Source organism: Cytobacillus sp. NCCP-133, assembly GCF_026011715.1.
Taxonomy (GTDB): Bacteria; Bacillota; Bacilli; order Bacillales; family Cytobacillaceae; genus Cytobacillus.
Map to the genome: position 1 here is coordinate 37,272 of NZ_BRVM01000008.1, position 24,889 is coordinate 62,160.

The 24,889-nt window shown below is 43.0% G+C and carries 24 protein-coding genes, 1 other RNA gene and 1 pseudogene; 4 read left to right on the forward strand and 22 right to left on the reverse strand.

Translation table 11 applies throughout. The annotated features are described in order from the left end of the window. Positions 1–88 precede the first annotated feature (88 nt). The 14 genes and pseudogenes from NCCP133_RS11100 to NCCP133_RS11165 all read right to left on the reverse strand — a co-directional run bounded on the left by NCCP133_RS11100 (position 89) and on the right by NCCP133_RS11165 (position 12,957). Positions 89–1,195 (reverse strand): CdaR family transcriptional regulator, encoded by a 1,107-nt coding sequence (locus tag NCCP133_RS11100; RefSeq protein WP_264805043.1) that lies wholly within the window; start codon positions 1,193–1,195, stop codon positions 89–91. Between the two features lie 105 nt (positions 1,196–1,300). Next, positions 1,301–1,909, reverse strand: a complete 609-nt coding sequence (locus NCCP133_RS11105; RefSeq protein ID WP_264805044.1) for an NAD(P)-dependent oxidoreductase — start codon at positions 1,907–1,909, stop codon at positions 1,301–1,303. Beyond that, positions 1,890–2,642, reverse strand: a complete 753-nt coding sequence (locus NCCP133_RS11110; protein WP_264805045.1) for a sirohydrochlorin chelatase — start codon at positions 2,640–2,642, stop codon at positions 1,890–1,892. The genes NCCP133_RS11105 and NCCP133_RS11110 overlap by 20 nt, the downstream gene beginning before the upstream one ends. 239 nt (positions 2,643–2,881) lie before the next feature. Then, complete coding sequence (gene cobA, locus NCCP133_RS11115) at positions 2,882–3,664, reverse strand: uroporphyrinogen-III C-methyltransferase (protein WP_264805046.1); 783 nt, start codon at positions 3,662–3,664, stop codon at positions 2,882–2,884. 167 nt (positions 3,665–3,831) lie between these two features. Beyond that, the gene (cysC, locus tag NCCP133_RS11120; RefSeq protein WP_264805047.1) at positions 3,832–4,431 is read right to left on the reverse strand and encodes an adenylyl-sulfate kinase; all 600 of its coding nucleotides are present in this window, start codon (positions 4,429–4,431) and stop codon (positions 3,832–3,834) included. A gap of 12 nt (positions 4,432–4,443) precedes the next feature. Continuing rightward, positions 4,444–5,589 carry a sulfate adenylyltransferase gene (gene sat, locus NCCP133_RS11125; RefSeq protein WP_264805048.1) on the reverse strand — a complete coding sequence of 382 codons (1,146 nt, stop codon included), beginning with the start codon at positions 5,587–5,589 and terminating at the stop codon, positions 4,444–4,446. Positions 5,590–5,615: 26 nt separating this feature from the next. Continuing rightward, positions 5,616–6,680 (reverse strand): inorganic phosphate transporter, encoded by a 1,065-nt coding sequence (locus tag NCCP133_RS11130; protein ID WP_264805049.1) that lies wholly within the window; start codon positions 6,678–6,680, stop codon positions 5,616–5,618. Positions 6,681–6,695: 15 nt separating this feature from the next. Next, positions 6,696–7,412, reverse strand: a complete 717-nt coding sequence (locus NCCP133_RS11135; protein ID WP_264805050.1) for a phosphoadenylyl-sulfate reductase — start codon at positions 7,410–7,412, stop codon at positions 6,696–6,698. Between the two features lie 94 nt (positions 7,413–7,506). Continuing rightward, the gene (locus NCCP133_RS11140) at positions 7,507–7,686 is read right to left on the reverse strand and encodes a YezD family protein (protein ID WP_264805051.1); all 180 of its coding nucleotides are present in this window, start codon (positions 7,684–7,686) and stop codon (positions 7,507–7,509) included. 271 nt (positions 7,687–7,957) lie between these two features. Next, entirely contained in the window at positions 7,958–9,022 is a 1,065-nt protein-coding gene (locus tag NCCP133_RS11145) for a M14 family zinc carboxypeptidase (protein WP_264805052.1), read from the reverse strand. Between the two features lie 270 nt (positions 9,023–9,292). Continuing rightward, positions 9,293–10,279: a Gfo/Idh/MocA family protein gene (locus NCCP133_RS11150; RefSeq protein WP_264805053.1), complete on the reverse strand. Its 987-nt coding sequence runs from the start codon at positions 10,277–10,279 to the stop codon at positions 9,293–9,295. A gap of 80 nt (positions 10,280–10,359) precedes the next feature. Further along, positions 10,360–11,088, reverse strand: a pseudogene (locus NCCP133_RS11155) (ABC transporter ATP-binding protein). Between the two features lie 480 nt (positions 11,089–11,568). Further along, on the reverse strand, positions 11,569–11,760 hold the full coding sequence (locus tag NCCP133_RS11160) for an IDEAL domain-containing protein (RefSeq protein WP_264805054.1): 192 nt from the start codon (positions 11,758–11,760) through the stop codon (positions 11,569–11,571). A 150-nt stretch (positions 11,761–11,910) separates the two neighbouring features. Continuing rightward, complete coding sequence (locus tag NCCP133_RS11165; RefSeq protein ID WP_264805055.1) at positions 11,911–12,957, reverse strand: DmpA family aminopeptidase; 1,047 nt, start codon at positions 12,955–12,957, stop codon at positions 11,911–11,913. A gap of 162 nt (positions 12,958–13,119) precedes the next feature. Here NCCP133_RS11165 and NCCP133_RS11170 point away from each other — a divergent pair, with 162 nt between their 5' ends. Continuing rightward, complete coding sequence (locus tag NCCP133_RS11170) at positions 13,120–14,289, forward strand: MFS transporter (protein WP_264805056.1); 1,170 nt, start codon at positions 13,120–13,122, stop codon at positions 14,287–14,289. A 51-nt stretch (positions 14,290–14,340) separates the two neighbouring features. On the opposite strand, the gene NCCP133_RS11175 is transcribed toward NCCP133_RS11170, so the two are convergent. The 8 genes from NCCP133_RS11175 to ssrS form a co-directional block, all read right to left on the reverse strand. Further along, on the reverse strand, positions 14,341–15,126 hold the full coding sequence (locus tag NCCP133_RS11175) for an SDR family oxidoreductase (protein ID WP_264805057.1): 786 nt from the start codon (positions 15,124–15,126) through the stop codon (positions 14,341–14,343). Between the two features lie 12 nt (positions 15,127–15,138). Further along, complete coding sequence (locus NCCP133_RS11180) at positions 15,139–15,912, reverse strand: class I SAM-dependent methyltransferase (protein WP_264805058.1); 774 nt, start codon at positions 15,910–15,912, stop codon at positions 15,139–15,141. Positions 15,913–15,928: 16 nt separating this feature from the next. Continuing rightward, positions 15,929–16,717, reverse strand: coding sequence for an enoyl-CoA hydratase/isomerase family protein (locus NCCP133_RS11185; RefSeq protein WP_264805059.1), 789 nt, complete (start codon positions 16,715–16,717; stop codon positions 15,929–15,931). A 116-nt stretch (positions 16,718–16,833) separates the two neighbouring features. After that, positions 16,834–17,010, reverse strand: coding sequence for a zinc-binding dehydrogenase (locus NCCP133_RS11190; protein WP_264805060.1), 177 nt, complete (start codon positions 17,008–17,010; stop codon positions 16,834–16,836). Positions 17,011–17,468: 458 nt separating this feature from the next. Next, on the reverse strand, positions 17,469–18,725 hold the full coding sequence (locus tag NCCP133_RS11195; protein WP_264805061.1) for an MFS transporter: 1,257 nt from the start codon (positions 18,723–18,725) through the stop codon (positions 17,469–17,471). Positions 18,726–18,919: 194 nt separating this feature from the next. Next, complete coding sequence (locus NCCP133_RS11200) at positions 18,920–19,897, reverse strand: ring-cleaving dioxygenase (protein ID WP_264805062.1); 978 nt, start codon at positions 19,895–19,897, stop codon at positions 18,920–18,922. A gap of 344 nt (positions 19,898–20,241) precedes the next feature. After that, positions 20,242–20,382, reverse strand: coding sequence for a hypothetical protein (locus NCCP133_RS11205; protein WP_264805063.1), 141 nt, complete (start codon positions 20,380–20,382; stop codon positions 20,242–20,244). A gap of 102 nt (positions 20,383–20,484) precedes the next feature. Continuing rightward, positions 20,485–20,681: non-coding RNA, 6S RNA (gene ssrS / locus NCCP133_RS11210), on the reverse strand. Between the two features lie 504 nt (positions 20,682–21,185). Here ssrS and fdhF point away from each other — a divergent pair. The 3 genes from fdhF to NCCP133_RS11225 are packed head-to-tail and all read left to right on the forward strand — an operon-like array spanning position 21,186 to position 24,878. Next, on the forward strand, positions 21,186–24,176 hold the full coding sequence (gene fdhF / locus NCCP133_RS11215) for a formate dehydrogenase subunit alpha (protein ID WP_264805064.1): 2,991 nt from the start codon (positions 21,186–21,188) through the stop codon (positions 24,174–24,176). Beyond that, positions 24,151–24,657, forward strand: a complete 507-nt coding sequence (locus NCCP133_RS11220) for a DUF1641 domain-containing protein (protein WP_264805065.1) — start codon at positions 24,151–24,153, stop codon at positions 24,655–24,657. Before fdhF ends, NCCP133_RS11220 begins: the two co-directional genes overlap by 26 nt. Beyond that, positions 24,654–24,878 (forward strand): heavy-metal-associated domain-containing protein, encoded by a 225-nt coding sequence (locus NCCP133_RS11225; protein ID WP_264805066.1) that lies wholly within the window; start codon positions 24,654–24,656, stop codon positions 24,876–24,878. Before NCCP133_RS11220 ends, NCCP133_RS11225 begins: the two co-directional genes overlap by 4 nt. The last annotated feature ends 11 nt before the right edge of the window (positions 24,879–24,889 follow it).

Sequence of the window (24,889 nt, forward strand, 5' to 3'; positions counted from 1 at the left end):
CCATTGTAAGCGTTTGCTTGATTGATTACATTATGAATGATGATGAATTATTTGATTAGAAAATAATAATAACTGTGCATTTGCACAATTATTTCAGGTCGTTCACTAATTTTGCCATATAAAGTTCCATCAGATTTTTAATGTTTCTCGGATCTTTTCCGGTCAGTTCGGTAATTTTATCAAGCCGGTATCTTAGCGTATTGCGGTGTATAAATAGATGGTCTGCTATTTTGTTTAGCTCTCCGCCTTCTTTTATGTATATATCAAGGGTATGGACCAATTCTCCTTTTTTATCCTGCTCAAGAAGTTTATTATAAAAATGGAAAGCATATGCTCCCTGTTCTTTCTGAGCTAGCTGTGATAAGACAATTTCAAGCCGGAAGTCTTGATAACGATAAAGCTCCGCATGCGGATCAAGTTTTGGTCCAATATGGGTGAGAAGCTGAGCATGATGGAAGGAAGTCTTAAGCTCACTGTTATCTTCTGCTATAGAACCGATAGCCATTACTGCTTTTCCTTTTGACAAAGCGGCGATCCTCTTCAAAAAGGCTGTTTGTACTGATTCTGATCCGGCTTTAAGTACGACAATTTCATTGCTGAAGGTTACACCGATTAAATCCTGTTGGCTCAGTTCAAAATGAATAGCATTAATAAGCTTTTGATTGTCTGTTTCTGCGTCTTCACAAAGCTGAAGGATAATGGCTGATCTCGGCTGCTCAAGATGAAAACCGAGAAATAAGGATCGCTCCTTGATCCAGGCTTCTTCAAGATGCTCGCCGGAAATAAGCCTGTTAACAATTTCACTCTGCAAACGCTGCTTCCACTGAACTCGTTCAAGCAAAAAGGATTGCTCTAATACTAGTTCTGCCGCCATTTTAACCAGTTCTGCATAACTCCTGATATGCTCCGGAGCCCCCGTTATGCCCACAACACCAACAATTTGGCTATTAAATCGGATCGGCAAATTGATCCCTGGCTTAGACCCTTTCAGATTAAAAGCTTGTACTTCACCAATTTCCAGACTCTCTTCTTTTTTTAGAACAAGCAGTGCACCATCATGAAGCTGCCCGATCCTTTTGCTATCACCTGATCCGATGATAATCCCTTTTTCATTCATGACATTAATGTTCTTATGAAGTATTTTCATTGTGCGCACCACTATTTCCTGTGCGAGTTCATGTGTTAGCAATTGCATTGTTCTGCCGCCTTCCTTGTTTCTTCATTTTAATGTACCATAGTGAATTTGCACAATAAAGGAAAAATAAAAACCGTGTGGCAGACACGGTTTGGGTGATAATAATTAAGTTAATGATTGCAGATATTGCCACTTTTTTTCACGCTCGTATTCATGGAGGCGGTAGTTGTCATCCAGCAGCTCAGCAAGAAGCTGATTTTTTTCATCATAAGAAATAGGAAGCTTTTTGATCTGCTCACGGCATGCTGACAGAAATGCAGTATACTCAATCCAGCTATCATTGAATTGCTCTTCCAGTTCTTTCTTCAGCATTCGGGTAAGTTTGGGGCTTGAGCCATTTGAAGTCACAGCGATTTGAAGGTGCCCCCGGCGGATGGTCGCAGGAAAAGCAACATTGCCTTCACCGGATTCATCAACCACACAAACAAGCTGGGAAGGAGCAAGTGATTGGACGAGCATAGAATTGATTTCACGGTTATTCGTTGCCATAATGCTTAAAAAGGCATCCTTAAAATCTGACGGCTGTGCTTCTTTGTGCAGCAGGCTATAATTTTTCTGGTTCGCAAGGCCAATCACATCTTTAGAAAAATCGGGTGCAATGAAAGTGATGTCAGCCCCTTCTGAACTTAGGACATTGGCTTTTCGGAATGCTATTTTGCCTCCTCCAGCAATAACGATTTTTTTCCCGGTTAAATCAATGACTAAAGGCTGCACTTTCATTCTCCTTCCCGTTCGCTTTTTCGATCACAATCCCTTGAATAACCTCCTGGCTTCCCAGTGATCCTGTCAGAACGAGCGAATGTCTTTGTTTTATCTTTTTGCTGACCTCTTTCTTTACCTCGCTTAAAAGAAGGCCGGCAAACAGCAAATAAGGGATTGCGATGATTCGTCCTTTTGCTTCACCGCATATGGAGTCAAGTCCTTCATTGAATGAAGGTGATGCTGCTGCTAAATAGCATACGTGCACATTCTTAAACCCAAGACGCAGACTGAGTCCGTTTTTAATAGACTCAAAGGATTCCAGAACGGCCGGATCGCTGCTTCCTCTCCCAATAAGTAAGATTGAATCATTATTATTTATTGTCTGAGCTTCTTGTCTGACATGTTCTGCAAGCGCATCCAGTATACGCTCCTGTACTCCAAACGGATCTGCCGTTGTGATCTTTATGTGGGGATATTTTTTCTTCAAGGGAGATAATGCTTCAGGAATATCCTGTTTGATATGCCCTGCAGCCAATAAAAATAAGGGAACCACTTTAATTTCAGTAGCTCCTTCTTTTACACAGCGTTCGAAGCCTTCCTCAATGCAGGGCTCAGTTAATTCTAGGAAGCTGAGCTGCTGGATAGGAGCATTCACCTTTTTCATCACACTCTCGATAAAAAGTCTGGCTTCGTCTGCCCCTTTTTTCGATCGGGTGCCGTGGCCGATGTATAGGATCGCTTTCATAGGGTGCTCCTTTCTTGATTGGTTACTTGTTTTTCCGGTTAAAAAGTCTATCTTTTGGGAAGGGGAGCATCTTGGGCTAAAACTGGTATTTCTTTGGATTACTCTATTACTGGATTGACACTTATACTCCTGTGGAACGATGTGTACCTTTCTCGACACATAAACCCTGCTGGATAACGCATATCGATTTGGTTCAGCTCAAAAGAATGACTCATAGAAAGTATTACCCGACTAAAAAACTACAAAACTTGTTTTCCAGCAGGGAGATGCGGTGCAATTTCCTCTTCAAACCAATTTATCTTCTGATGCATTTTGACTACTTCACCTATCACAATCATGCTTGGGTTCTCAATTTTTGCTTCTTTTACTTTGTTTTCAATATTGGCAAGTGTGCCGGTGACCGTTCTCTGTTCAGCCATGGTTCCCCAATGGACAAGGGCGATCGGTGTCTGCGGGGATTTGCCGTTGCCAATGAGATTCTTTACGATATTTGGCAATTGGGATACACCCATGTATACACATATCGTATCAACGGCATGCGCCAGATGGGCCCATTGGTGTTCGGCTTCTTCATTGCCGGCTTGGTGGCCGGTGACAAACGCGAAACTTTTGCTTAATGTGCGGTGGGTGACAGGAATTCCTGCATACGCAGACGCGGCAATACCTGCTGTGATGCCTGGGACAATTTCAAATGGAACCTCATTTTTCGCACACTCTTCTGCTTCTTCCCCGCCTCTTCCAAATACAAACGGATCTCCGCCCTTTAAACGGCATACCTGTAAGCCTTTTTTGGCATACTTGACCAGCAGGCGGCTGATGGTTTCCTGCTTCATGATATGGTGGTTAGGAAGCTTTCCGCAATAGACAAGCTGGGCATCTTCCTTGGCATTTTTCAATAGTTCCCAATTCACGAGACGATCATAAAGAACGACATCTGCCTCTTGCAGACAGCGCATTCCTTTAACAGTCATCAGCTCCGGATCTCCAGGGCCAGCACCCACTAAATACACTTTTCCCGTCATGTTCTGATCGCCCTTTCTTAATGATTTGTTATTTTATATATGCATAGGCTTATATTTTCTAAGCTAATATTCTAATTGCTTTTTATAATACCATTTTTCATAGTGAAATAGTAGGAATTATTTTTTAGAAAAGGAGCCTCTTTATCTAAAAGAGACTCCTGGATATTTTAGATGATATTCTGTTCCCGCAAATAGGTTAAAATTTGCTGGACCGCTTCTTCAACTGAATATTGATCAGAGCGGACTGTGATTTCAGGATTTCCAGGTGCTTCATATGGTGAATCAATTCCTGTGAAATCTTTAATTTCTCCCCTGCGTGCTTTTACATATAATTGCTTTGGATCACGGCGCTCACACTCTTCAAGCGGGCAATCGATGAATACTTCAATAAATTCGCCTTCTTCGAACATATTCCGCACGCTGTCCCGATCTGAACGGAATGGGGAAATAAATGCTGTTGTGACAATTTTACCACTGTCCACAAATAGCTTGGCGACTTCGCCAATACGCCGGATATTTTCATTCCGGTCTGCTTCTGAAAAGCCAAGATCTTTATTTAAGCCATGCCGGATATTATCTCCATCAAGGACATATTCATTGATCCCCTGGCGGAAAAGTTCATGTGAGACAGCGTTCGCGATCGTTGATTTTCCTGAACCGGAAAGGCCGGTAAACCATAGTGCCACACTGCCATGTCCATTCTGTGCACGTCTTTCTTCTTTTGTTGTCGCAGCATCATGCCAAGTAATGTTCGTAGCTTTTGCCATCTTTGTTCCCCCTCAAACGGTTTCTTTCTCTTTCATGCCTTCTATTAAAACTTCAACAACTTCTTTTCTGCTAAAAGTCGATGGAGGAAGCTCCCCATTTCGCAGCATTTCTCTAACTTTAGTGCCTGAGAGGATGACGCGGTCTTCCTTGCTGTGAGGGCAAGTTTTATCTGAAGCCATGCCTTCGCATTTATGGCAATAAAAGCTATGTTCAAAAAACAGCGGCTTAATGCCAAGCTCTTCTTCGGTAAAATGACTGAAAATATGCTGTGCATCATAGGTGCCATAATAATTTCCTACACCTGCATGGTCTCTTCCAACGATAAAATGGGTGCAGCCGAAGTTTTTCCTTGCGATCGCATGGAATATCGCTTCCCGCGGTCCGGCGTATCTCATTGCCGCAGGATAAACTGCCAGCTGTGTACGGTCTTTAGGATAGTAATTTTCAAGTAGCACACGATAGCTCCTAAGGCGGACATCAGCCGGGATGTCATCTGATTTCGTTTCACCCACTAGCGGATTCAGGAAAAGTCCATCTACGGTTTCAAGTGCAGCCTTCTGAATGTATTCATGGGCACGGTGGACAGGGTTTCTTGTTTGGAAGCCAACTACCGTTTTCCAGCCCTTTTCTTCAAATAAAGCTCTTGTATCCTTTGGTTCGAACCAGACATCTTCCGCAACCCCTTTGCCTGGCTTTTTAACTAATATTATATCTCCTGCCACATAAACCGGGCCGCGTTCAAAAAGTCGCTTAACCCCCGGATGTGCCAGCTCTTCCGTCTTGTAAACTTCACGTGCTTCTTTGCTTAAGTCCGGTTCATACCATTCAGAAACGGTAATAACTCCATACACATCACCATCGTATACAAGCTTGAATTTCTCTCCTGCTGCCAATTCTTTTGCATTTTTCTCCGATACAGGAAGGGTAACCGGGATGGACCAAACTGCTCCATCTGCCAATCTCATTTTTTCAACAACAGATTCATAGTCTGCTTTTCCAAGGAAACCTGTTAGAGGGCTGAATAGTCCAATACCTATCAGTTCAAGATCACTTAAGGCAATGGCATCCATGCTGATTTCTTTTTCAATTCCAGTTAGATCGTAATTTGGGTCAAATGCTTGAATTAGTTTTCCACCATGAGGTTTCGGTAAAGACATTTCTCATCAACCTTTCCTTTTTACTTTTACTTTTTTTCAGTTAAGGGCCTTGCGCTTGCTGGTGTCTGATTCATTAAAAATTTCACCCCGAAAACGGAGATCAGTACACCAGCCATGGCAATGACCGGATACACATTTTTTTCAATGACCAGCTGGATGAACGTGTAGGATAGGACCATTGACAGCACTGGAGATACGACCCACACGACTAAAAGCTGGACGACAATATCTTTCTTGAGGACCGAGCGCCCTTGTTTGGCAAATCCTATTCCAATAATGGAAGATGTCGTGATTTGTGTCAGCGGTACCGGGATCCCAAAAACGGAAGCCGCCATGACAATACCTGCTCCTGTTCCTGAGATGACACAGCCTTCTTCAAGCCGGATGCTCGTAATTTTTTTGCCATTCGTTTCAAGGACCTTTTTTCCAAGAAAAATAGCGCCCAATGCGACGAATAAACCTCCCCAGAAGATTCCGCTAAAGGTACTCATAATGCCTGCTCCGACAAGCGGGCCGACAGCATTTGCCACATTGTTCATGCCGGCGGAGAATGCTTCAAACACGCCCATTAATATGACAAGGGCAGTTAAAATGGGGATTGCCTTTGGTTTCCTTATCAGCTGCTGGATGAAGCTTTTCTTTAATAGTGATGCGGCCAATATGGCAATGATAAAAGCGACCACAGGAGTTAAAAGCCAAAACATGATAATCCAGGCCAGCTTTCCTGCAAAGACCGATTGATAAACGATCCCCGCACCGACTACTGATCCAACTGTGACCTCACTTGTTGACAGCGGAATGCCGAACACATTTGCCAAAAAAAGTGAAAGGGCTGCCGATGCTATTACAATGAGGGCTACTGCCACTGTAAAGGTTTCCTTCGGGACAATTCCGCTGCCCATCGTCCTGACGACTTCCCCTCCGCCCAGCCATGCCCCGAAGAAAACGGCCACTCCACAAAGGAAGAGAGCAATGGTGCGGTTTTTAATGACACCCGATCCATAAGCAATTCCCATGGACGCTGCCCCACCGCTTGCTCCGATATTCATGGCAAAAAACAAAGCGACTGTGACCGCTAAAATCGTGAGCATGGTTTCAGCCTCCTTTTAGTTCGTATGAAGCCCGCATTCTGTCTTGCCGCTGCCTGACCATCTTCCAGCACGGGAATCTCCATTTTCGCTGACTGCCTGTGTACAGGGAAAGCAGCCAATGCTTGGATAGCCATGGTCATGGAGTGTGTTATAAGGAAGATTCTTTTCCCTGATATAGGACCAGACTTCATCCCAAGTCCAGTGGATGAGCGGGCAGATCTTAACATTTTGAAACTTTTCATCCTTATTGATGAATTCAGTATTTGCTCTCGTCGGCGATTGCTCCCGGCGCAATCCTGTGATCCATGCTTGCTTTGGCGATATTGCCTCTCTTAACGGGATTACCTTGCGGATGTGGCAGCATTGGTTGGGATCTCTTTTCCAAAGAGCCGATCCGTATTCTGCCGCTTGCTGATCAAGGGTAAGTGCTGGCTCTTTCCGTTCAATCCGCAGCTTTGGAAATTTTGCTTCCATTTTTTCAATCACTTCATAGGTTTCAGGGAAATGCAGCCCAGTGTCCAAAAAGACAATATGGGCATCCGGTTTGATTTGCTGTATTAAGTCGATCAAGACAATTGCTTCAGCCCCAAAGCTTGATGCATAGACAATCTTGTCATCTTTATAGTTTTTATAAGCCCACTCCAATACGCGGCTGGCGCCTTTTAATTTGTCTTCAAATGAAAATGTATCGGAAATTTGTTTCCAGTTTTCATATGTTACTGCAGTGTCCATCTTGCAGTACTCCTTTCAAATTCGATTTTTCAACCAAAAAAGGCCGCCTTTTTGCCTGAATGCCCTTCAGGTAAAAAGACCGCCTCTAGTTTGTCTAGTCAGCGCGCTTATTCGGTTGAAGACGAACCTTTTCGTTCTTCTCAAGTTGTATTACTTTGCCATCCTGGATGACCAATGTGATCGATCCAAAATTGATGCTCTGAAGCATCTGCTTTAAAGTAGCAGATAGCTCTTCCCAATCAGCCTGTTTCAGAGTGGCTCGCCTCCTTTTCATTGCTAATTTCTAGTTTGTTGAGATTAATCCTACCATACCTATAGGAATTGTCAACAAGTTATTGGAAGAAAATTTTAAAAATCTGAAAAATGGGCTTTTCTACACAAATGCTGGGTTAAATTTAAGGAAAAATGGCTAATCGCTGTTCCAGTATTAAGAAGATTTTTAAAAGGAGGCTAACAGATTTATTGAGGAAAGTTGCTCTTTTACTATTGGCAGCTTGTTTCAAACAATTAAAAATCCCCGATCAAAATCGGGGATCGAACTTTTCTTATTCGTCAGCTTCTTCACCTGTTCTGCTTTTTTGTGTAGGCAGTGTATCCCAGAAGCTTGTATCTGCTGTTTCGATCGAGCCATCTGCAATGGCTTTTACTGCTGCATCAAGAGTAATGACGGTTTGCTTAATCAGATACCCGTTACTCTTTTGCCCTAGTGCATATGGTTCATAATAGTGGTCAGACATTCCGCGCATTTCGAAAAGAAGTGTGGAAATATCGTAACGGACAGCTGCGCCGTTGCGGCCAATGTTTTCACCAGACCCGCCATTATACTTTCCAATATGCCCCCAGCCTGTATCATGCAGAGCATTAAAGACAACAGAACCTAGCTTTTTGGAACCTTCAAGAACTTCTGGCTTTACCTTTTCATTTGTTGGATGAAGGATGGATCCAGAAACCAGCTGACCTTCCGTTTCACTTAAAGTTCCTTGATGGTGAAGGTCGATCATGTAATCAATGTCATATTTCTCAAACACGTTTTCATGTAGTGAACGAGCTTCCGGCTCCATTTCGCTAGTTTCTTTATCATGTTCACGGTTTAAATCAACATAGTTTGCATTATAACGAGTTAAATGGCGGTCGCCGTCTGCAAGATAGTCGTCAAGCGAGAAGTTTACATCTCCCATCGCTCCATCCGCATTCAGCATCGGAATAACCAAAATGTTCACGTTTTCCAGAACGCCGCTTGTTTTCCCTGTGCCAAGATGCTTGATAAACTCCATGGCTCCCTCAGTTGTCAGCTGTTCGTTTCCGTGCTGCTGTGTTAAGAATAAGATTGTTGGGTTTTCAGGGTTTGATATGTATTTTGCCATATATATCTTTTTCCCTTTTACTGTATTGCCAATTACTTCCAGATCCATTGCTTCCTGCTTGGCATCCTGAGTCTTTAAATAATCTACCATGCTTTCATATGTGTGCAGAATCGAAGTTTGGATGGAGCCGCTGCCAGTGCTCGGACCATTCCCAACCGCACCTGCAGGCATTCCAACAGCCGTAACGGCACCTAATGCCATTAAACCAGATAAAGATACTGATAAAACCTTTTTCTTTAACGCCATAAAATCATCCCTCCATATTTACTAGTTTTTACACTATTAAGTTTAGAGAATATTTTTAATAGTGTTAATAGAGTAAGGTGCCTATTATTTTGACAAATTTCGTTTGGCGAAATAAGTATAAAAGGAGGGGTTTAAAGATAAAAAGTTATTGTATTTCCATGTAAAATTAATCCGATTTTCCCAGGTGAATGAAAAGGTTACAAATTATCCCAATCTAAGAAGGGTAAAAGGCACTAAAAAAACCGAACCTGGAAAGTTCGGTTTCTTGCTTTATTTTTGATCGGCAGGATAGACAACACCGATTTGCCTGCGGGCTTCCTCCAAAATTTCCATCACAATCATGGAAGTGGAAAATGAGTTTATAGCTGATTCAGTTTTTCCTGCCTGTACAAGTTCGATAAATTCTTTCGCTTCGTAATACATGCTGTCGTTTACTTGCTGCTGCGTAAGGTCTTCCCGCTCCCCATTGCGGTATTGCAATTCAACCTTCTCAGGTGTATGGATTTTATCAATCACAATATTCCCATCTTCTCCTTGAATTTCTGCTGGCAGGCTTGAATTGGCTATTTTGCTGTACATAATAACCGCATCTTTATCCGGATACTTCAAGACAATGATGCCTTCCCCATCTACACCGGATTCAAGCATATACCCTGTTGCTTTAACCTCTTCCGGTCTTCCAAAAAGGGAAACGAGGGGGTAAACACAGTAGATGCCAATATCCATAAGGGATCCATTTGAAAGCTCAGGTTTAAATGCATTCAGCACTGTGCCTTGCCGGTATGCATCATAACGGGATGAGTACTGGCAGTAGCTTGCGAAATACCTGCGCACCTGGCCAATTTTATGCAGATTCTCTTTCACTGCTATAAAGTTTGGCAGAAAAGTCGACTTAAGCGCCTCCATCAGCAGGACATTGTGTTCCCTTGCCGCATCAATCATTTTCTGAAGTTCTGTTGTGTTTGACGCAATGGGTTTTTCACATAATACATGAACATGATTCCTCATAAAAATGATTGCCTGTTCTGTATGAAGCGAGTTCGGGCTTGCAATATAAACAGCATCCACTTCCCCGCTGCTTGCCATGGATTCTAAATCTGTAAAAATTCTCTCGACTCCATATTTACCGGCAAATTGTTTTGCTCTCTCCTCTGTACGAGAATAAACAGCGGCGAGCTGGAAATCCTCTGCCTGTGTAGCCGCTTTTAAAAAAGCTTCTGTTATCCAATTGGTGCCTACTACGCCGAAACGAACCAATTATTATTCCTCCAATCTATTATTTAAGATATTTTAATATAATGAACGACAAGAGTGAAAAATGCAACTCTTATCCAAAATCATATTCGGCCTGCTATAGTGTTCGTTACTCTAAGCCAAGCCCGGCCGTTATCCCATTCCAATGCAATAGGGAATTTGAATGCCTGTTCCAGCAATGATTCATTAAGCGTTTGCGTCTTACTGCCTTGGGCAATGATTTGGCCTTCCCGAAGAAGCAGCGCATGAGAAATGGAAGGGACAATCTTTTCTATGTGATGGGTTACGTATAAAATGGTTGGTCCCACACGATCAGATGCCATATCTTCAATAGAGTGTAGCAATTCTTCCCTTGAAAAAACGTCCAGACCATTGCAAGGTTCATCCAATATGAACAGGTCAAGAGACGCCATTAAAGCTCTGGCAATCATGGCTTTTCTTCTTTCCCCTTGTGAAAGTGAGGTCAGAATCTGATTTTTTGCGTGACGAATATGAAACCTGTCCATTAAATCAAGAGCCTTCTCTAAATCATGTTGAGTAATCTCCTCGTATAAACCGATGGAAACAAATTTTCCGCTGAGGACGATTTCGAGTACCGAATCCATTGAGCGGAATTGGAATTGATCATCCAGCGAAGTACTGACCCAGCCAATGCGCCTTCTCAATTCTGGTATATTTGTTTTCCCGTAGAGGTTCCCTAACACGGAGACTTAGCCGCTATTTGACCATTCGTAACCAGTAATCATTTTTAAAAGAGTGGTTTTGCCTGACCCATTCAGCCCAAGGACCGCCCAATGCTGTCCTTTCTTCACTTGCCAGGTAACATTATGTAGTATGTTCTTGCCGTTTCGTTTCCAGCTGATATTGTTTAAAGGTGATGATATTTCGGAGAGCTGTCTGGCTCATGGTTCTCCTCCTTCTCCCTGGGGTTTAAATTTTATTGATTGGTGTTGAATTTTATTGATTGATTTCTATATATTGGGTGAGAAATCCTTGTCTTGAGGGATGTTATTTTATGCTTTATTGTATTGGCGTTCTTCTTTGGTGCGTCGGATTACGGTTGCTCAGGGTTGGTCACGAAGACGTTTTTGTTAGCTTAGGCTGGATTTTGGGCGTCATGAAGCGTTTATGAAGACGTTTTTCTCGATCCTCCAAAAATATGGTCGCTACGACCTTTTAGACTAGCGATAATTTTATTGAATAATCCTTACCCCCTGATACCCCTAACAATAAAAGGCAGCTCCAATTCGTTCGAACAGGCTGCCTTTCTTACTTTTTAGATTGTCAGATAACTACGAGATCATTTTTAGTTCATCTGTTAGGCGGAAAAATTCATCCTTGTTTCGATTCGTAAGAGCTTCATCAATTTTTTCGCGAAGCTTCTCTTTGCGGTATTCTTTAAGAGCTTGATTTAGGACCTGTTCTGCTAACTGAGACACATTTTCTTCAGACTGTTGCGGCGAGTTAAGTAGACGTTTTTCCATTTGAAATCAACCCCTTGACCTTTTTTCTATATTAACACAAATTTTCAGATAATTCAAATGATTATATACTTGAAATTTAGTTAGCAGCTTTCTAAGCTTGTTAATTACAATGTACCCGGTCAAGATCTAATTTAAACAATGGTATAAAAATTATTTTGAAAACATCCCCGCAGCCACTCGTCCCTTCCTCCCTTTCGTCGTAACTGCCTGGGACAGCGAATTGAGAATCGCCTCTTCGGCTGCCTCCGCTGCGCCTTGAAAAAGCTGATTCATGATCGGGTGGTCATCCCGTATGAAATGGGTGTTTTCGACCATGTGGCTGCTTTGGTGAGAAACTTTGTTGGCGGTTGAGAAAGCAATCACGATATCGCCGCTGCCGTTGCTGTAATGGCTCCCAGTCCGGCCAAGGCCAATTCCGCATCTTTTCGCCAGTCTTTTAAGCTGCCTGTCACTAACTGGTGCATCAGTGGCCAGGATAATCATAATGGAGCCATCTGGCGTGTCTTTAGTGTCCTGTGGGGTGTGTGGATAAAATCCATATTTGCTGAAAGGAAACTCATCTTTATTGCCAAAATTGGCTACGACCAGGCACCCGATTATGTATTCAGCAGAATCTCTCTCAGCAACGATGCTCCTTGAAGCAGAACCGACTCCTCCTTTATAGCCAAAGCATACCATCCCTTTTCCGGCGCCAACGGCACCTTCTTCAGACTGGACTGACTTGGCACTTTCAATCGCTTCAATTGCATGTTCAGGTTTTACCGGCAATTCGCGGATGGAATTTAGATACCCATCATTGCACTCGCCTATGACAATATTGATGGTTCCGGTGGTATCCCCTATTTCTGGCGTCTTTTTTAGCATATATTGCAAAGTTCCCTGGGTGACAGCCGGTACGCCAAATGTGTTGGTCAGCAGGATAGGGGATTCAATCAGTCCTAATTCTTCTACTTGGACCAAGCCGGTTGTTTTTCCAAATCCATTGATGACATAGCCAGCTGCTGGCACTTTCTCCCGAAAAAGATTTCCTTCATGCGGCAAAATAGCGGTCACGCCTGTGCAGGCATGCTGATCTTCACCGTCCAGGGGATAATCCAATGTGACATGTCCGACCAGGACTCCTTCAATATCTGTGATACAATTTTTCTTTCCTGGCTGCAGTTTGCCAATATGTACTCCTCTTTCTCTGATTTTCATAACAATCCTCCACATAATGAATGATTTAGGCGCGAATACGTGAGTATTTAAAAAATAAAACCGCTCAATACAATTTGCATCTATTTTCCTTTATAATAGATGAATATTTAGGTTTCCTAATTATTTTACTATCATTTACATCGGTTTTGGGAGGATTTTTTTATGGGTCATTCTATAGCAAAGGGAGCAAGCTCCGAAAGAATATGGTCTCGTGATTTTGTTCTGATTTTAATGTCGAACTTTTTTATTTTTCTTGGATTTCAAATGACACTCCCTACCATTCCCCTTTTTGTAAAAAAATTGGGCGGCAATGATCAGCTGATTGGGATTGTAGTCGGGATTTTTACATTTTCTGCACTTCTTTTACGTCCTTATGCAGGCCATATGCTTGAGACAAAAGGAAGGCGTTTTGTTTATTTGACCGGTTTGGCTATTTTCGTGCTGTCGGTTGGATCATTCGGTCTTGTAAATAGTTTGGTTTTCTTATTTCTTTTAAGAGTTGTTCAAGGATTTGGCTGGGGATTTTCCACAACAGCATCTGGCACGATCGCAACTGATTTAATTCCTGCTAAACGGCGCGGCGAAGGCATGGGTTACTTTGGCCTTTCCGGCAATATTGCACTTGCTTTCGGTCCAACACTAGGCCTGGCTTTAACAGGAATTACTTCTTTCAGAACCTTATTCTTAATTTGTGCGCTTTTAGGTTTACTGGCTCTTCTTCTGTCCTCTAGAATCCATTATAAACAAGTGGAAAAGCAGAGTGTTCCTATGAAGCGATGGGATATTTATGAAAAAAGTGCTTTAAGACCCTCCCTGCTTTTATTCTTTATCACGGTCACCTTTGGCGGAATTGCTTCTTTCCTGCCGATCTACTCGGCTGAAAAAGGGATAGAAGGCATACATTGGTACTTCCTCCTCTTTGCGATCGCATTGATGATTTCCCGGACGTTTGCCGGAAGACTGTATGACCAAAGAGGGCACCAGGCGGTTTTCATCCCGGGTGCAATTTTAATATTGGCAGCCATGTTCCTTTTAGCCTGGCTTCCTAGCAGCATAATCATGTATACTGCAGCCATTCTTTATGGACTTGGATTCGGTTCTGTCCAGCCTGCCCTTCAGGCTTGGTCTGTAAAAGAATCACCAGTTAACCGGCGGGGAATGGCGAATGCAACCTTCTTCTCCTTTTTTGACCTTGGTGTCGGGATTGGTGCCATTGCGTTCGGCCAGATTGCCCACTTATTTGGCTATAGCAGCATTTACATGACAGCAGCCGGATCAATTGTGATTTCGATTCTTCTATATTTTTGGTTTCTTTCGACCAAGCGGGGCTAAATAGAAAGACGATTTTCCACTCTCAATCGGAAAATCGTCTTTTTTATTTTTCTATAAAGCTTTCACCATCCCGCCATCCACCAAGATGGAACTGCCGGTTACATAGCTGCTTGCATCTGAAGCCAGGAATGTCACGACATTGGCAAACTCTTCTGGGGTTCCATATCTGCGCAGCGGAATCAGGCTTTTTGCTTTTTCAACAACTTCTTCTTTCGTTATATTCTGCCGGTCCGCATGATGCTGGTCCAGATAATCAACCCGGTCAGTCGCGATACGCCCAGGAGCAACTGTATTGATCAAAATATGATAGGGTGCCAGCTCCTCTGATAGGGTCTTTGTCATGCCGACAATTCCTAATCGGAATGTATTGGATAATATCAGTCCTGGGATTGGCTGCTTAATGCTGGAGGAAGCAATATTAATAATTCTGCCGCCGTTTTTCTTTAATTCAGGAAGTGCCTCCCGAATCAATCTTACATAACTCAACAAGTTTAATTGGAAAGCTTTTTCCCAGTCTTCATCAGTAAAGGATTCGAACGTCCCGCCTGGTGGCCCTCCGGCATTATTAACTAGAATATCAATCCCGCCAAGTGTTTCGTTTGTATGCTTGATTAATTGTTTAATATCTTCCGAATTTGTAATATCTGCCCGAAAATAATCAACTTCAACATCAAATTTTTCCCGGAATTCTTTTTGAACAGCCTGAAGCTTTGTTTCATCCCGGCTCGTAATCATAACACGGGCTCCCTCTTTTGCGAGCTGAGCTGCTACTGCCTTTCCAAGCCCCTGACTCGATGCCGCTACAAGTGCATTTTTATTCTGTAAATTTAAATCCATGTCACTTTCCTCCTACTGTTTTTGACAAAGTGCCATCCATTCGTCCACTTTCAGCGATTGAACCCTGCCATTATTCGTCTTGACTTGAAAGTAATCCTGTACAGGCTGGTCTGCCTGTAAAATATAATCTTCTACCGATTTTATTTGCTGATCATTTTCCGTTGTCCGCCTTACCCAGGTGGGAAATTCATACATTTTCTTTCTGCTTTTCGCGTTCGTATCCTGTAATCCAGAACGGCCGAATAATACTCTCCATTCTTTTACAGATAGGCATCTGTAATGACTGTCATCACGGAGTTTTTCAACCGTATTCATAAAAATGGCCAATTCCTTCTCCTCGGGTGAAACATTATCAATGAGCAGAAAATAGCCGCCTGATTTTAACACCCGTCCTGCTTCCTGGATGAATTTTTCGGGGGTTGGAAAGTGATGAGGGGCAATCCGGCAGGTAACAGCATCAAAGGTCCCATCAAGAAACGGCAATGCTTCTGCATCAGCAACCACATATATGATGTTTTTATAGCTTTCCAAGTGGCGTGCCGTATTGGCAAGCATCATTTTAGTCAAATCAGTTGCGAAAACCTGTGAAACATATGGTGCCAGGCTCTTTGCTACATGCCCGCCGCCAGTTGCTATATCCAACACTACCCAATCACTTTGAGGATTAAGCCATTGAATAAGCTGATTCAGTTCTGCAGCATCTGCATGAATCTCGCTCTGCACATACTTTTCAGCATTTTTTCCGAATGTATCTTTTACCTTTTTTTTAATATATTCCTTATCCATTGGAATCACCTACAATCTATTTAAAATCAGCTTCCCTTTTCTCTAAAAAAGCAGATATTCCTTCTCTTCCTTCTGGACTATTCGCACGATCCGCAAGAAATTCCGTTTCCTTTGCCATCTGGGATTCAAGCGTTTCCTGCAAGGAATGATAGAATAATTTTTTGGTAGCCCCGAATGCTTTCATCGGACCTTCTGCAAGGTTTTCAGCCAGTTTAATAACAGCAGGCATTAATTCTTCGTCTGGAAGGACATGATTGACAATTCCCCACTCTTCAGCTTCCTTTGCACTTAACAGACGGTTCGTATACATCAGTTCCAGCGCTCGCTTCATACCGACCAATCTGGGTAAAAAGTAACTGCCAGAGCCATCAGGTGTCAATCCAATTTTGTTATAGGCCATCACAAATTTGGAACTTTCAGCTGCATAAACAAGATCACAGGAGAGAGCGAGGCTCATACCTGCACCGGCTGCCACACCATTCACCGCTCCAATAAAAGGCTTATTCATTCTGGAAAAATGAGAAACAGCCTGGTGCAGATAGGCGGTTACCCTCTTTAAATGAGCAGGAAGCTCTTCCCCTTCACTTGAAAAACTCTTTAAATCTCCGCCGACCGAAAATTTATTGCCGGCACCTGTGACCACAACTGCACGTATCTCCTTATTTTCCGAACAAATAATGGCAGTTTCAAGCAATTCCTTTGAAAGCTTTAGATCGATTCCATTGCCTGCATGCGGACGATTTAATGTGATAAAACCAACGTTATTTTCTATGGACAAAAGGACATTTTTAGTTTTAGTTATCAACTGTACTCCTCCTTAATGATTGCTGCTAATAAAATTCGATGTTAATCGTATGTATTCCTGTAAGTTTTCAGGAAAAATAAAAAGAGCCTGCCACTAACGATATGGCAGGCTACCATTTATCTGTTAGGTTCGACGATCAAATTCCCCTTTGTCTTTCGTGACTGCAGGAGTGTATGAACCATTGCGGCATCCTCCAACGGATGAACCCCGCCAATGGTAAGCTTCAATTTCCCTTCTGCTGTATAGGTCATTAATTCGTTCATGCTCGGCTGCAGCAGTTCCGGCTTCCTCATAATAGCTAAGATGTTCGCGTAAATATTTCACTTTTCGCCGAGATGTTAGAAAATTCGCTGATAAAACTGTAAACTTCGCCGATAACTTCTTGTTTTCGCCGATAAATCAAATATTTCGCTGATATATTTATATTTTAGCTGATAAATTCAACTTGACTTCCATAAATTAAAAAATCTATCAATCGGGTTTGCATGAACTCCACCTGCCAGTACAACTGTTTACTCCGAAAATTCTTATTTTACTATTTGTTTCTAAAAATGACTTGTTCGCTAAATTTAAGAGTTTATTCGCTGGTTTTCCAAGTTTGTTCGCTAGTTTGAGAGATTTGTTCGCTGAATTTCTATATTTATTCGTTAGTTTAAGCAGTTTATTCGCTAAGTTCACAAATTCCCCTTTTAATTGCAAGAAAAAAAGCCCTATTCCAGGGCTTCACAACTTTCTATGAATCTGCATTTATTTAACCTTTAAGAGCCATCTCACTCCTTTTCTTCAACTCGTGTTCTTCTTTTATTAACGAAGCTCCCAGCAGACCGACTATTGAAAAAACAACCGGGATGATAAATCCATACTGGTATCCGGATTGGAAGGTGTCCAGTACTTTTCCAAAAGTGAATGGAAGCAAGACTGCACTGAGAAATCCGCCAGTGTTGGCGAATCCCGAAACGACGCCAACGTCTTTTATATCAAAAGATTGACGGACTACGGCAAAAGTCAGCGCACTGGCCCCATTTCCATAGCCTATGATTAGGAAGAGTACAATCAGAAGCACGTAAGGCGGTTTGCCTTGAAAGACAAGAAAAGTGGCCCATCCCAAAAACACAATAATGTGTGCGAAAAGATACGGACGCTTAATGACGCCAAGCCGGCCGGAAATGAAACTCATTAGCGGTGCACCGACAATTGCTCCTAGCAGACCGATCATGATGAGCTGGCTTGATTCCGACCTGGTCAATCCATAAATATCCATCCCATAGGGAACAGCCCAAGAGCCAATGAACCCAACATAAGTACCAACAACGCCAAAATGGCAGAAGAACGTAGCCCATGCCTGGCGGTCAGAAAAGACACGCTTGATGATCTTTCCCGTTTTTTCTTTCGGCTGCTTTTTTTCTTTTGAATTCCTTGGAGCTATTCCCATTCTTCCAGGCTGCCAAATTAATATGAAGTATAACAAGATGGCAAGAACCGTTAGAATAACACCGACTGCAAAAAATGGAACACGCCATCCCCACAGCGAAATCCAAATGGAAAAAGGTACGGTCGCCAGCAAAAAGCCAAAGCTGCCGGACATACCTGCAAATCCAAGCAATTTTACAAATTCATTTACCTTAAACCATCGCCCTAAAATAATTACCACATTTATCCAGATGGTTGCGTCCCCAAAACCAACCAGCATTCTGGCTGCAAACATGATATATTCATTTCCTGCAAAACTGTAAAGAAGCGTTCCGGCTCCATTTAATAGAGTGCCGGCGATAAGGAATACATTCGGTCCGAACCGATCGGACAAGATTCCAATTGGAACTTGAAGGCTGGCATAGGCAAAAAACTGAATGCTTGTCAGAAGACCGATTGCCGAAGCAGTCACGCCAAATTCCTTCATTAATTCGTCTGTGATTAAACCAGGAGCCGTCCTTTGGCTTACAATTAAAAAATATGTAAATAAAACTGTTCCAAAAACAAGCCATCTGTATTTGCTATTATATTTCTTCACTGTCACCTGCTCCTGTTGTGTAATTGTTACCAATCATTATACGCTAAAAAAAAGCAATTGTCCTCCACTGCGTTAAATCATTAAAACGAAGTGGAGTGCAACTGCCTTTAAATTCCTTGGCTCTTTTCTCATAGATTATGGTATTAGGGTTTGAATGCTGTCCATTAAATATTAACAACCTTCGCCAAAAAGCCTTATTTTTTTTCAAACTCTTTCGTACTTCTGACTGTATCAATCGGACGGACATGGCTTTCAATTTGTTCCCGCTTTGATTCGAGGAATGGCGGCAGTGATAATTTTTCACCGAGCGTTTCATATGGCTCATCCCCCATAAAACCTGGACCGTCAGTGGCAAATTCAAATAAAATTTGCGGTGCTACTCTTGAGTATAATGAGCCGAAGAAGAATCGATCCACAAATCCAGATGTTTGGAAACCGAAGCTTCTCAAGTGCTGATCCCAATCTTCAAGAACTGATTGATCCTCTACACGGAAAGCAGCATGATGTACGGTGCCATATCCCTGGCGTACCTGCGGCAAAACGGCATTATGCTCAACGACGACGTTTGCACCATTTCCGCCTTCACCTACTTCGAACAAATGGAAGTCTCCTTCCTGTGCGATTTCTTTAAAGTATAGCACTTTTTCCATCATTTCTTTAAAATAATCAAATTGGGCAATCCTCACGAAAAGAGGCCCCAGGCCAGTTATCGCATATTCAAGGGGGATGGGTCCTTTTTGCCAAGGGGTACCGGATGCTACCCCTTTGTTATTTTCATCTGAAATCAGTTGGTATTGCTGATCATCAAAGTCTGCGAATGACAGTGTCTTTTTGCCAAACTGCTCCTTGATGCCTGTATGTTTGACTTCCAGGCGGTCAAAGCGTTTCACCCAATAATCAAGCGCGTCGTCCGTCGGTACCCGAAATGAAGTTTTTGAGATTTCGTTTGTTCCATGGGACCCCTTTGAGATTCCAGGAAAATCAAAAAAGGTCATATCTGTGCCAGGACTTCCTGTATCATCTGCAAAAAACAAGTGGTAGGTTTGAATATCATCCTGGTTAACTGTTTTTTTAACTAATCGCATCCCCAGTACATAAGTGAAAAACTCATAGTTCTTCTCCGCGCTGCTGGTAATAGCAGTAACATGGTGTATACCTTTTAAATGGTTCAAGTAAATCCTCCCTTTGCTGTATTCTATTTATCTTAAAATAAAATATCTTTAATTCGAGATAATTTCACTTTAACATGGCTTTGGTTTAGTGTCAATAAAGTGAAACTCAATTAGTGGGGGCTTTTACCCACTGATAGGTAATTGAAGCCCACAGGACGAGGAAAGCTGCGGCAGTGATACATCGCACGACCGAAAGCGGCAGCTGGCGTTCTTAGTCTTTGTTCTGCTTTTCGGGCCTTTACAGGCAGTTTGACTCCCTTCTGACCTCTTCCAAATATTATTAAAACTTGAAAAGGAGGTCTTACTGCCCGGTAGACTGCGAAAGTCACAGCCGACGGAACCCTTTAAAAGAATGACTTTATGACATCCTCTTCATGATTGCATTCCTTGCAGACATACTCAATTTCAAGTGCATCTTCCCGTGCGATATGCTCTGTTTCATTCATGCACACTTCACAATACCTTAGTTCCGTGATCTCTTTCATGTTCATCTCTCCTAAAAATACTGTTTATCTTGGTTTAACCAGAATCGAGAATTCTAAACACAAAAAACCAGCCCCCGCTTGGGAACTGGTTCAGTTACACTATGTATAGCCGCCTTTGCCGTAATGTAATATAAGAAAGTTTTAAACCACCACTCCTCAAAGTGGGTGTTCGCAGAAACATTCCTGCCTGTCCTCCTTGTCTAATAGACAGAGGCTTGTCATTCCCGTTTCAATGTAAAACTCCCTTTTACAGATTAAAGGTTAAAACTTTATTATGATTACGAACAATGCAGCTTGTATTATTATAATAAATGATTTAGGTTATTTTTTCAATAGGAATGCTCGCATGGTTTTGTTTATAGAACATATTGATCCATATGGCTATGCGTCCTTTTCCTTTGCTCTCTTTCCATTTGCGGCTTCATGAACGCTTCATGGCGTCCTTTTCTTCTGCTTTCTTTCCATTTGCGGCTTCATGAACGCTTCATGGCGTCCTTTTCCTCTGCTCTCTTTCCATTTGCGGCTTCATGATCGCTTCATGGCGTCCTTTTCCTCTGCTTTCTTTCCATTTGCGGCTTCATGAACGCTTCATGGCGTCCTTTTCCTTTGCTTTCTTTCCATTTGCGGCTTCATGAACGCTTCATGGCGTCCTTTTCCTCTGCTCTCTTTCCATTTGCCGTGTCATGGCGATTTTTCCATTTGAAACTTATCGCTCTCCCCGCCCAATACCGGGAAATTGTTATACTTTTTTCACTTTTAGCAAATACTTTTTTATAAAGTGCTTTTTGAATAGGTGGTGCAATATGGGCGAGGAAAGAATTCGTTTTTACATTGATGATAACGAGATTGAAGCTCGGCCGGGGCAGTCGATTTTTGAGGCGGCACGGGATTTTAATTATTTTTTGCCGGGGATTTGTTCGAGTCAGCCGGATTTGGGAGTCGGAGTGATCCAGACTTGTGATACTTGCTATGTAGAAATTAATGGGGAGCTGAAACGGTCCTGTGCCACCCAGGCGGAACCTGGCATGAAGGTAGCTTCCACTTCTGAGTTAGCAAAGGAAGCGCAGCTCGAAGGCATGTCGCGCATTTTGAAAAATCATGAGCTTTATTGCACGGTTTGCGATAATAATAACGGGAACTGTGTTGTACATAATACGGCGGAGCACTTTAAAATTGAGCATCAGAAATATGAGTTTAAGCCGAAGCCGTATCCGCAGGATCATTCGAATCCTTTTTACCGGTATGAACCGGATCAGTGCATTTTGTGCGGGCTTTGTGTGGAGGCCTGCCAGGATGTTCAGGTCAGCGAGGTGCTGAGCATCGCCTGGGATCGGGAGCAGCCGCGCGTGATTTGGGATGATGATGTGCCGATAAATGAATCCTCCTGTGTTTCATGCGGCCACTGTGTGACGGTTTGCCCGTGTAATGCCTTGATGGAAAAATCAATGCTCGGCAAAGCGGGTTACCTCACTAATATTCCAAAACCGCTGCTTGAACCGATGATCGATTTAACAAAAGAAGTAGAGCCTGGCTATAAAGAGATTTTTGCGATATCCAATGTTGAAGCTGCGATGCGGGAAGCACGCATTGAGCGGACAAAAACAGTCTGCACCTACTGCGGTGTCGGCTGCAGCTTCGAAGTCTGGACCAAGGACCGTGAAATTTTAAAAATCCAGCCGCAGACTGATGCGCCTGTAAATGGCATCTCCACTTGCGTAAAAGGCAAATTCGGATGGAGCTTTGTGAATAGCAAAGAGCGTTTGACAAAGCCTCTCATCCGCGAAGGCGATAAATTTTACGAAGCGACATGGGATGAAGCCCTCTTCCTGATTGCGGAAAAATTTACGAAGATTAAGGAATACGAAGGCTCGGATGCTCTTGGTTTTATTGCGTCCTCCAAATGTTCCAATGAAGAGAATTATCTATTCCAAAAGCTGGCGCGGGCTGTATTTAAAACGAACAACATAGATAATTGCTCAAGATACTGCCAGACGCCTGCCTCCATGGGGCTAATCCGAACAGTGGGAGTCGGCGGCGACTCCGGAACGATGAAGGATATTGCAAGTTCGGATTTAATTATCGTAGTCGGCGCCAATCCGGCAGAGTCCCATCCCGTACTTGCAACTAGAATCAAACGGGCCAGCAAATTGTCTAAACAGAAGCTGATTGTCGCAGATCTTCGCAAAAATGATCTGGCAGATCGGGCTGATTTGCACATCCACCCAAAACCTGGCACGGACCTTGTTTGGCTTTCTGCTGTAACAAAGTATATTGTGGATCAGGGCTGGGAAGACCGCGAGTTCCTGAACAGCCGCGTCAACCATGTGGATGAATATATCAAGTCACTTGAAAAATTCACACTTGAGTATGCAGAAGAAGTTACCGGTATTTCAAAGATTACTTTAATGACAATTGCAACCATGATTCATGAAGCCAAAGGCACTTGTATTTTATGGGCAATGGGGGTCACCCAGCATTTGGGCGGGACAGACACCAGCACAGCGATTGCCAACCTTCTCTTAATAACAGGCAATTTTGGAAAACCTGCCTCAGGAGCCTACCCATTGCGCGGCCACAATAATGTTCAAGGTGCCAGTGATTTTGGGACAATGCCGACATGGCTTCCAGGATACCAGCCGATTGAAAATGATGAAATCCGCACCCGGTTTGAAGAAGCCTGGGGAACGGAACTGCCTAAAAAGCCGGGTCTTAACAACCACCAGATTGTTGAGGCCATTCAGGCAGGTAAGGTTAAAGGCATGTATTTGTTTGGTGAAGAAATGGGCTTGGTTGATTCAAACATTAACTATGTTCATGAGGCATTCGAAAAACTGGATTTCTTTGTAGTGCAGGATATCTTCTTCTCGAAAACGGCACAATTCGCAGATGTCGTTTTACCCGCTGCTCCTAGCCTTGAAAAAGATGGCACCTTTACGAATACAGAGCGTCGCATCCAAAGATTTTACAAAGTGTTCGAACCGCTTGGAGACAGCAAACCGGATTGGCACATCTTCCAGGATCTCGCCAATAAGCTTGGTGCAAACTGGAATTATCAGGACCCTGGTGAAATCATGGATGAATGCGCCAGCCTAACACCTATCTTTGCCGGAGTAAGCTACAAGCGTCTTGAAAATTGGGAAAGCCTTGTATGGCCTGTTGCCGCAGATGGAACAGATACACCGCTGCTTTATCAGGATAAATTCAACTTCCCGGATGGAAAAGCGCGACTAATCACAGTGGATTGGACCCCTCCTTTTGAAGCCGGCGGGGAATACGATCTGCATCTTAATAATGGCCGCATCCTGGAGCATTTCCATGAAGGCAATATGACGTATCAATCTGAAGGAATTTCATATAAAGTCCCAGAATTATGGCTCGAGGTTTCACCGGAGCTGGCCGAAGAGCGAAATATCCAGACAGGCAGCCTTGTCCGCCTGACCTCCCCTTATGGCCATGTGAAGGTCAAAGTATGGGTAACCGATCAGGTAAAAGGCAAGGAACTGTATTTGCCGATGCATACAACCGAAGGGAGGGGAGCGGTCAATAAGCTGACAAGCAGCTACCATGACAAGATTACCCATACTCCGAACTACAAAGAAATGCAGGTTAAGATGGAAGTACTGGAACGAGACGGCGACTCCCCTCTTCCGCATCACAATTTCCGATTCGGGAATCCGCAGCCGCATATAGGCGTCGAAACGGAGAAAAAATGGAATCGCGATGATTTTATCTCCATTCCAGAAATGCTAAAAAAGGAGGGTCTATACGATGGCGAAAGCGATCAAGCAAATTGAACTGGTCACCCCTTCCGCCGAGGAGGAAAAGGCTAAAGATATTGCAGCCTTATTGGAGCAGCTGGCGGAAAACCGTAAAGCGATATCAAGTGCTATTGATATCCTTACACAACTGCAAAAATCAGGCATTCTCGACATCATCTCAGGCTTTTTGCATTCGAAAGAAAAAGTGGCCGCCATTGCCATCGATCAGGTTAACCAGCCGAATATGCATAACATCATCCGAAACGGATTCAATACAATTGATTTCCTGGGCTCACTCGATCCCCAGCAGATGAGTATCATGATGGACGCAGTCACCAGTGGCCTTGATGAGTCTGCAGAAGTAATGCGAAAAAACGAAAAGCGAAGCATGTGGGGGCTTATGAAGGCTATGAAAGATCCGGATACCAATTTGGCAATGAATTCAATGCTCGGCTTTCTTAAAGGAATGGGCAAGGAGATGGGCAAAGAGCATACTCATTATAAAACAGGAGAGTGAATGCTGGCTTGATTACTCGGACTATTACGATTGAAAACATAGATAGACAGGATGAAGACAAACTAAATCAGGCTTTAAACGATGTTTGGGGAGTTCGAAAAGTGAAGCTGAATTCCATGAATGGCGAAGCGGTCATTTCATTTGATGAGGATGCAGCTTCCTTCATGGATTTCGAGCAGGCTGTTAAAGATTGCGGATACCATATTCTTTCATCTGATTAATAAGGAGGATT

Excerpts from the sequence above, each read along its gene's own strand:
- NCCP133_RS11220 (WP_264805065.1), top strand. The coding sequence starts at position 24,151 with ATGGCGAAAGCGATCAAGCAAATTGAACTGGTCACCCCTTCCGCCGAG.
- NCCP133_RS11110 (WP_264805045.1), bottom strand. The coding sequence starts at position 2,642 with ATGAAAGCGATCCTATACATCGGCCACGGCACCCGATCGAAAAAAGGG.
- NCCP133_RS11140 (WP_264805051.1), bottom strand. The coding sequence starts at position 7,686 with ATGAAAAGGAGGCGAGCCACTCTGAAACAGGCTGATTGGGAAGAGCTA.
- NCCP133_RS11180 (WP_264805058.1), bottom strand. The coding sequence starts at position 15,912 with ATGGATAAGGAATATATTAAAAAAAAGGTAAAAGATACATTCGGAAAA.
- NCCP133_RS11100 (WP_264805043.1), bottom strand. The coding sequence starts at position 1,195 with ATGCAATTGCTAACACATGAACTCGCACAGGAAATAGTGGTGCGCACA.
- sat (WP_264805048.1), bottom strand. The coding sequence starts at position 5,589 with ATGTCTTTACCGAAACCTCATGGTGGAAAACTAATTCAAGCATTTGAC.
- NCCP133_RS11145 (WP_264805052.1), bottom strand. The coding sequence starts at position 9,022 with ATGGCGTTAAAGAAAAAGGTTTTATCAGTATCTTTATCTGGTTTAATG.
- NCCP133_RS11205 (WP_264805063.1), bottom strand. The coding sequence starts at position 20,382 with ATGAAAGAGATCACGGAACTAAGGTATTGTGAAGTGTGCATGAATGAA.
- NCCP133_RS11170 (WP_264805056.1), top strand. The coding sequence starts at position 13,120 with ATGGGTCATTCTATAGCAAAGGGAGCAAGCTCCGAAAGAATATGGTCT.
- NCCP133_RS11175 (WP_264805057.1), bottom strand. The coding sequence starts at position 15,126 with ATGGATTTAAATTTACAGAATAAAAATGCACTTGTAGCGGCATCGAGT.
- fdhF (WP_264805064.1), top strand. The coding sequence starts at position 21,186 with ATGGGCGAGGAAAGAATTCGTTTTTACATTGATGATAACGAGATTGAA.
- NCCP133_RS11130 (WP_264805049.1), bottom strand. The coding sequence starts at position 6,680 with ATGCTCACGATTTTAGCGGTCACAGTCGCTTTGTTTTTTGCCATGAAT.
- NCCP133_RS11190 (WP_264805060.1), bottom strand. The coding sequence starts at position 17,010 with ATGAGGAAGCCGGAACTGCTGCAGCCGAGCATGAACGAATTAATGACC.
- cobA (WP_264805046.1), bottom strand. The coding sequence starts at position 3,664 with ATGACGGGAAAAGTGTATTTAGTGGGTGCTGGCCCTGGAGATCCGGAG.
- NCCP133_RS11135 (WP_264805050.1), bottom strand. The coding sequence starts at position 7,412 with ATGGACACTGCAGTAACATATGAAAACTGGAAACAAATTTCCGATACA.
- cysC (WP_264805047.1), bottom strand. The coding sequence starts at position 4,431 with ATGGCAAAAGCTACGAACATTACTTGGCATGATGCTGCGACAACAAAA.
- NCCP133_RS11165 (WP_264805055.1), bottom strand. The coding sequence starts at position 12,957 with ATGAAAATCAGAGAAAGAGGAGTACATATTGGCAAACTGCAGCCAGGA.
- NCCP133_RS11160 (WP_264805054.1), bottom strand. The coding sequence starts at position 11,760 with ATGGAAAAACGTCTACTTAACTCGCCGCAACAGTCTGAAGAAAATGTG.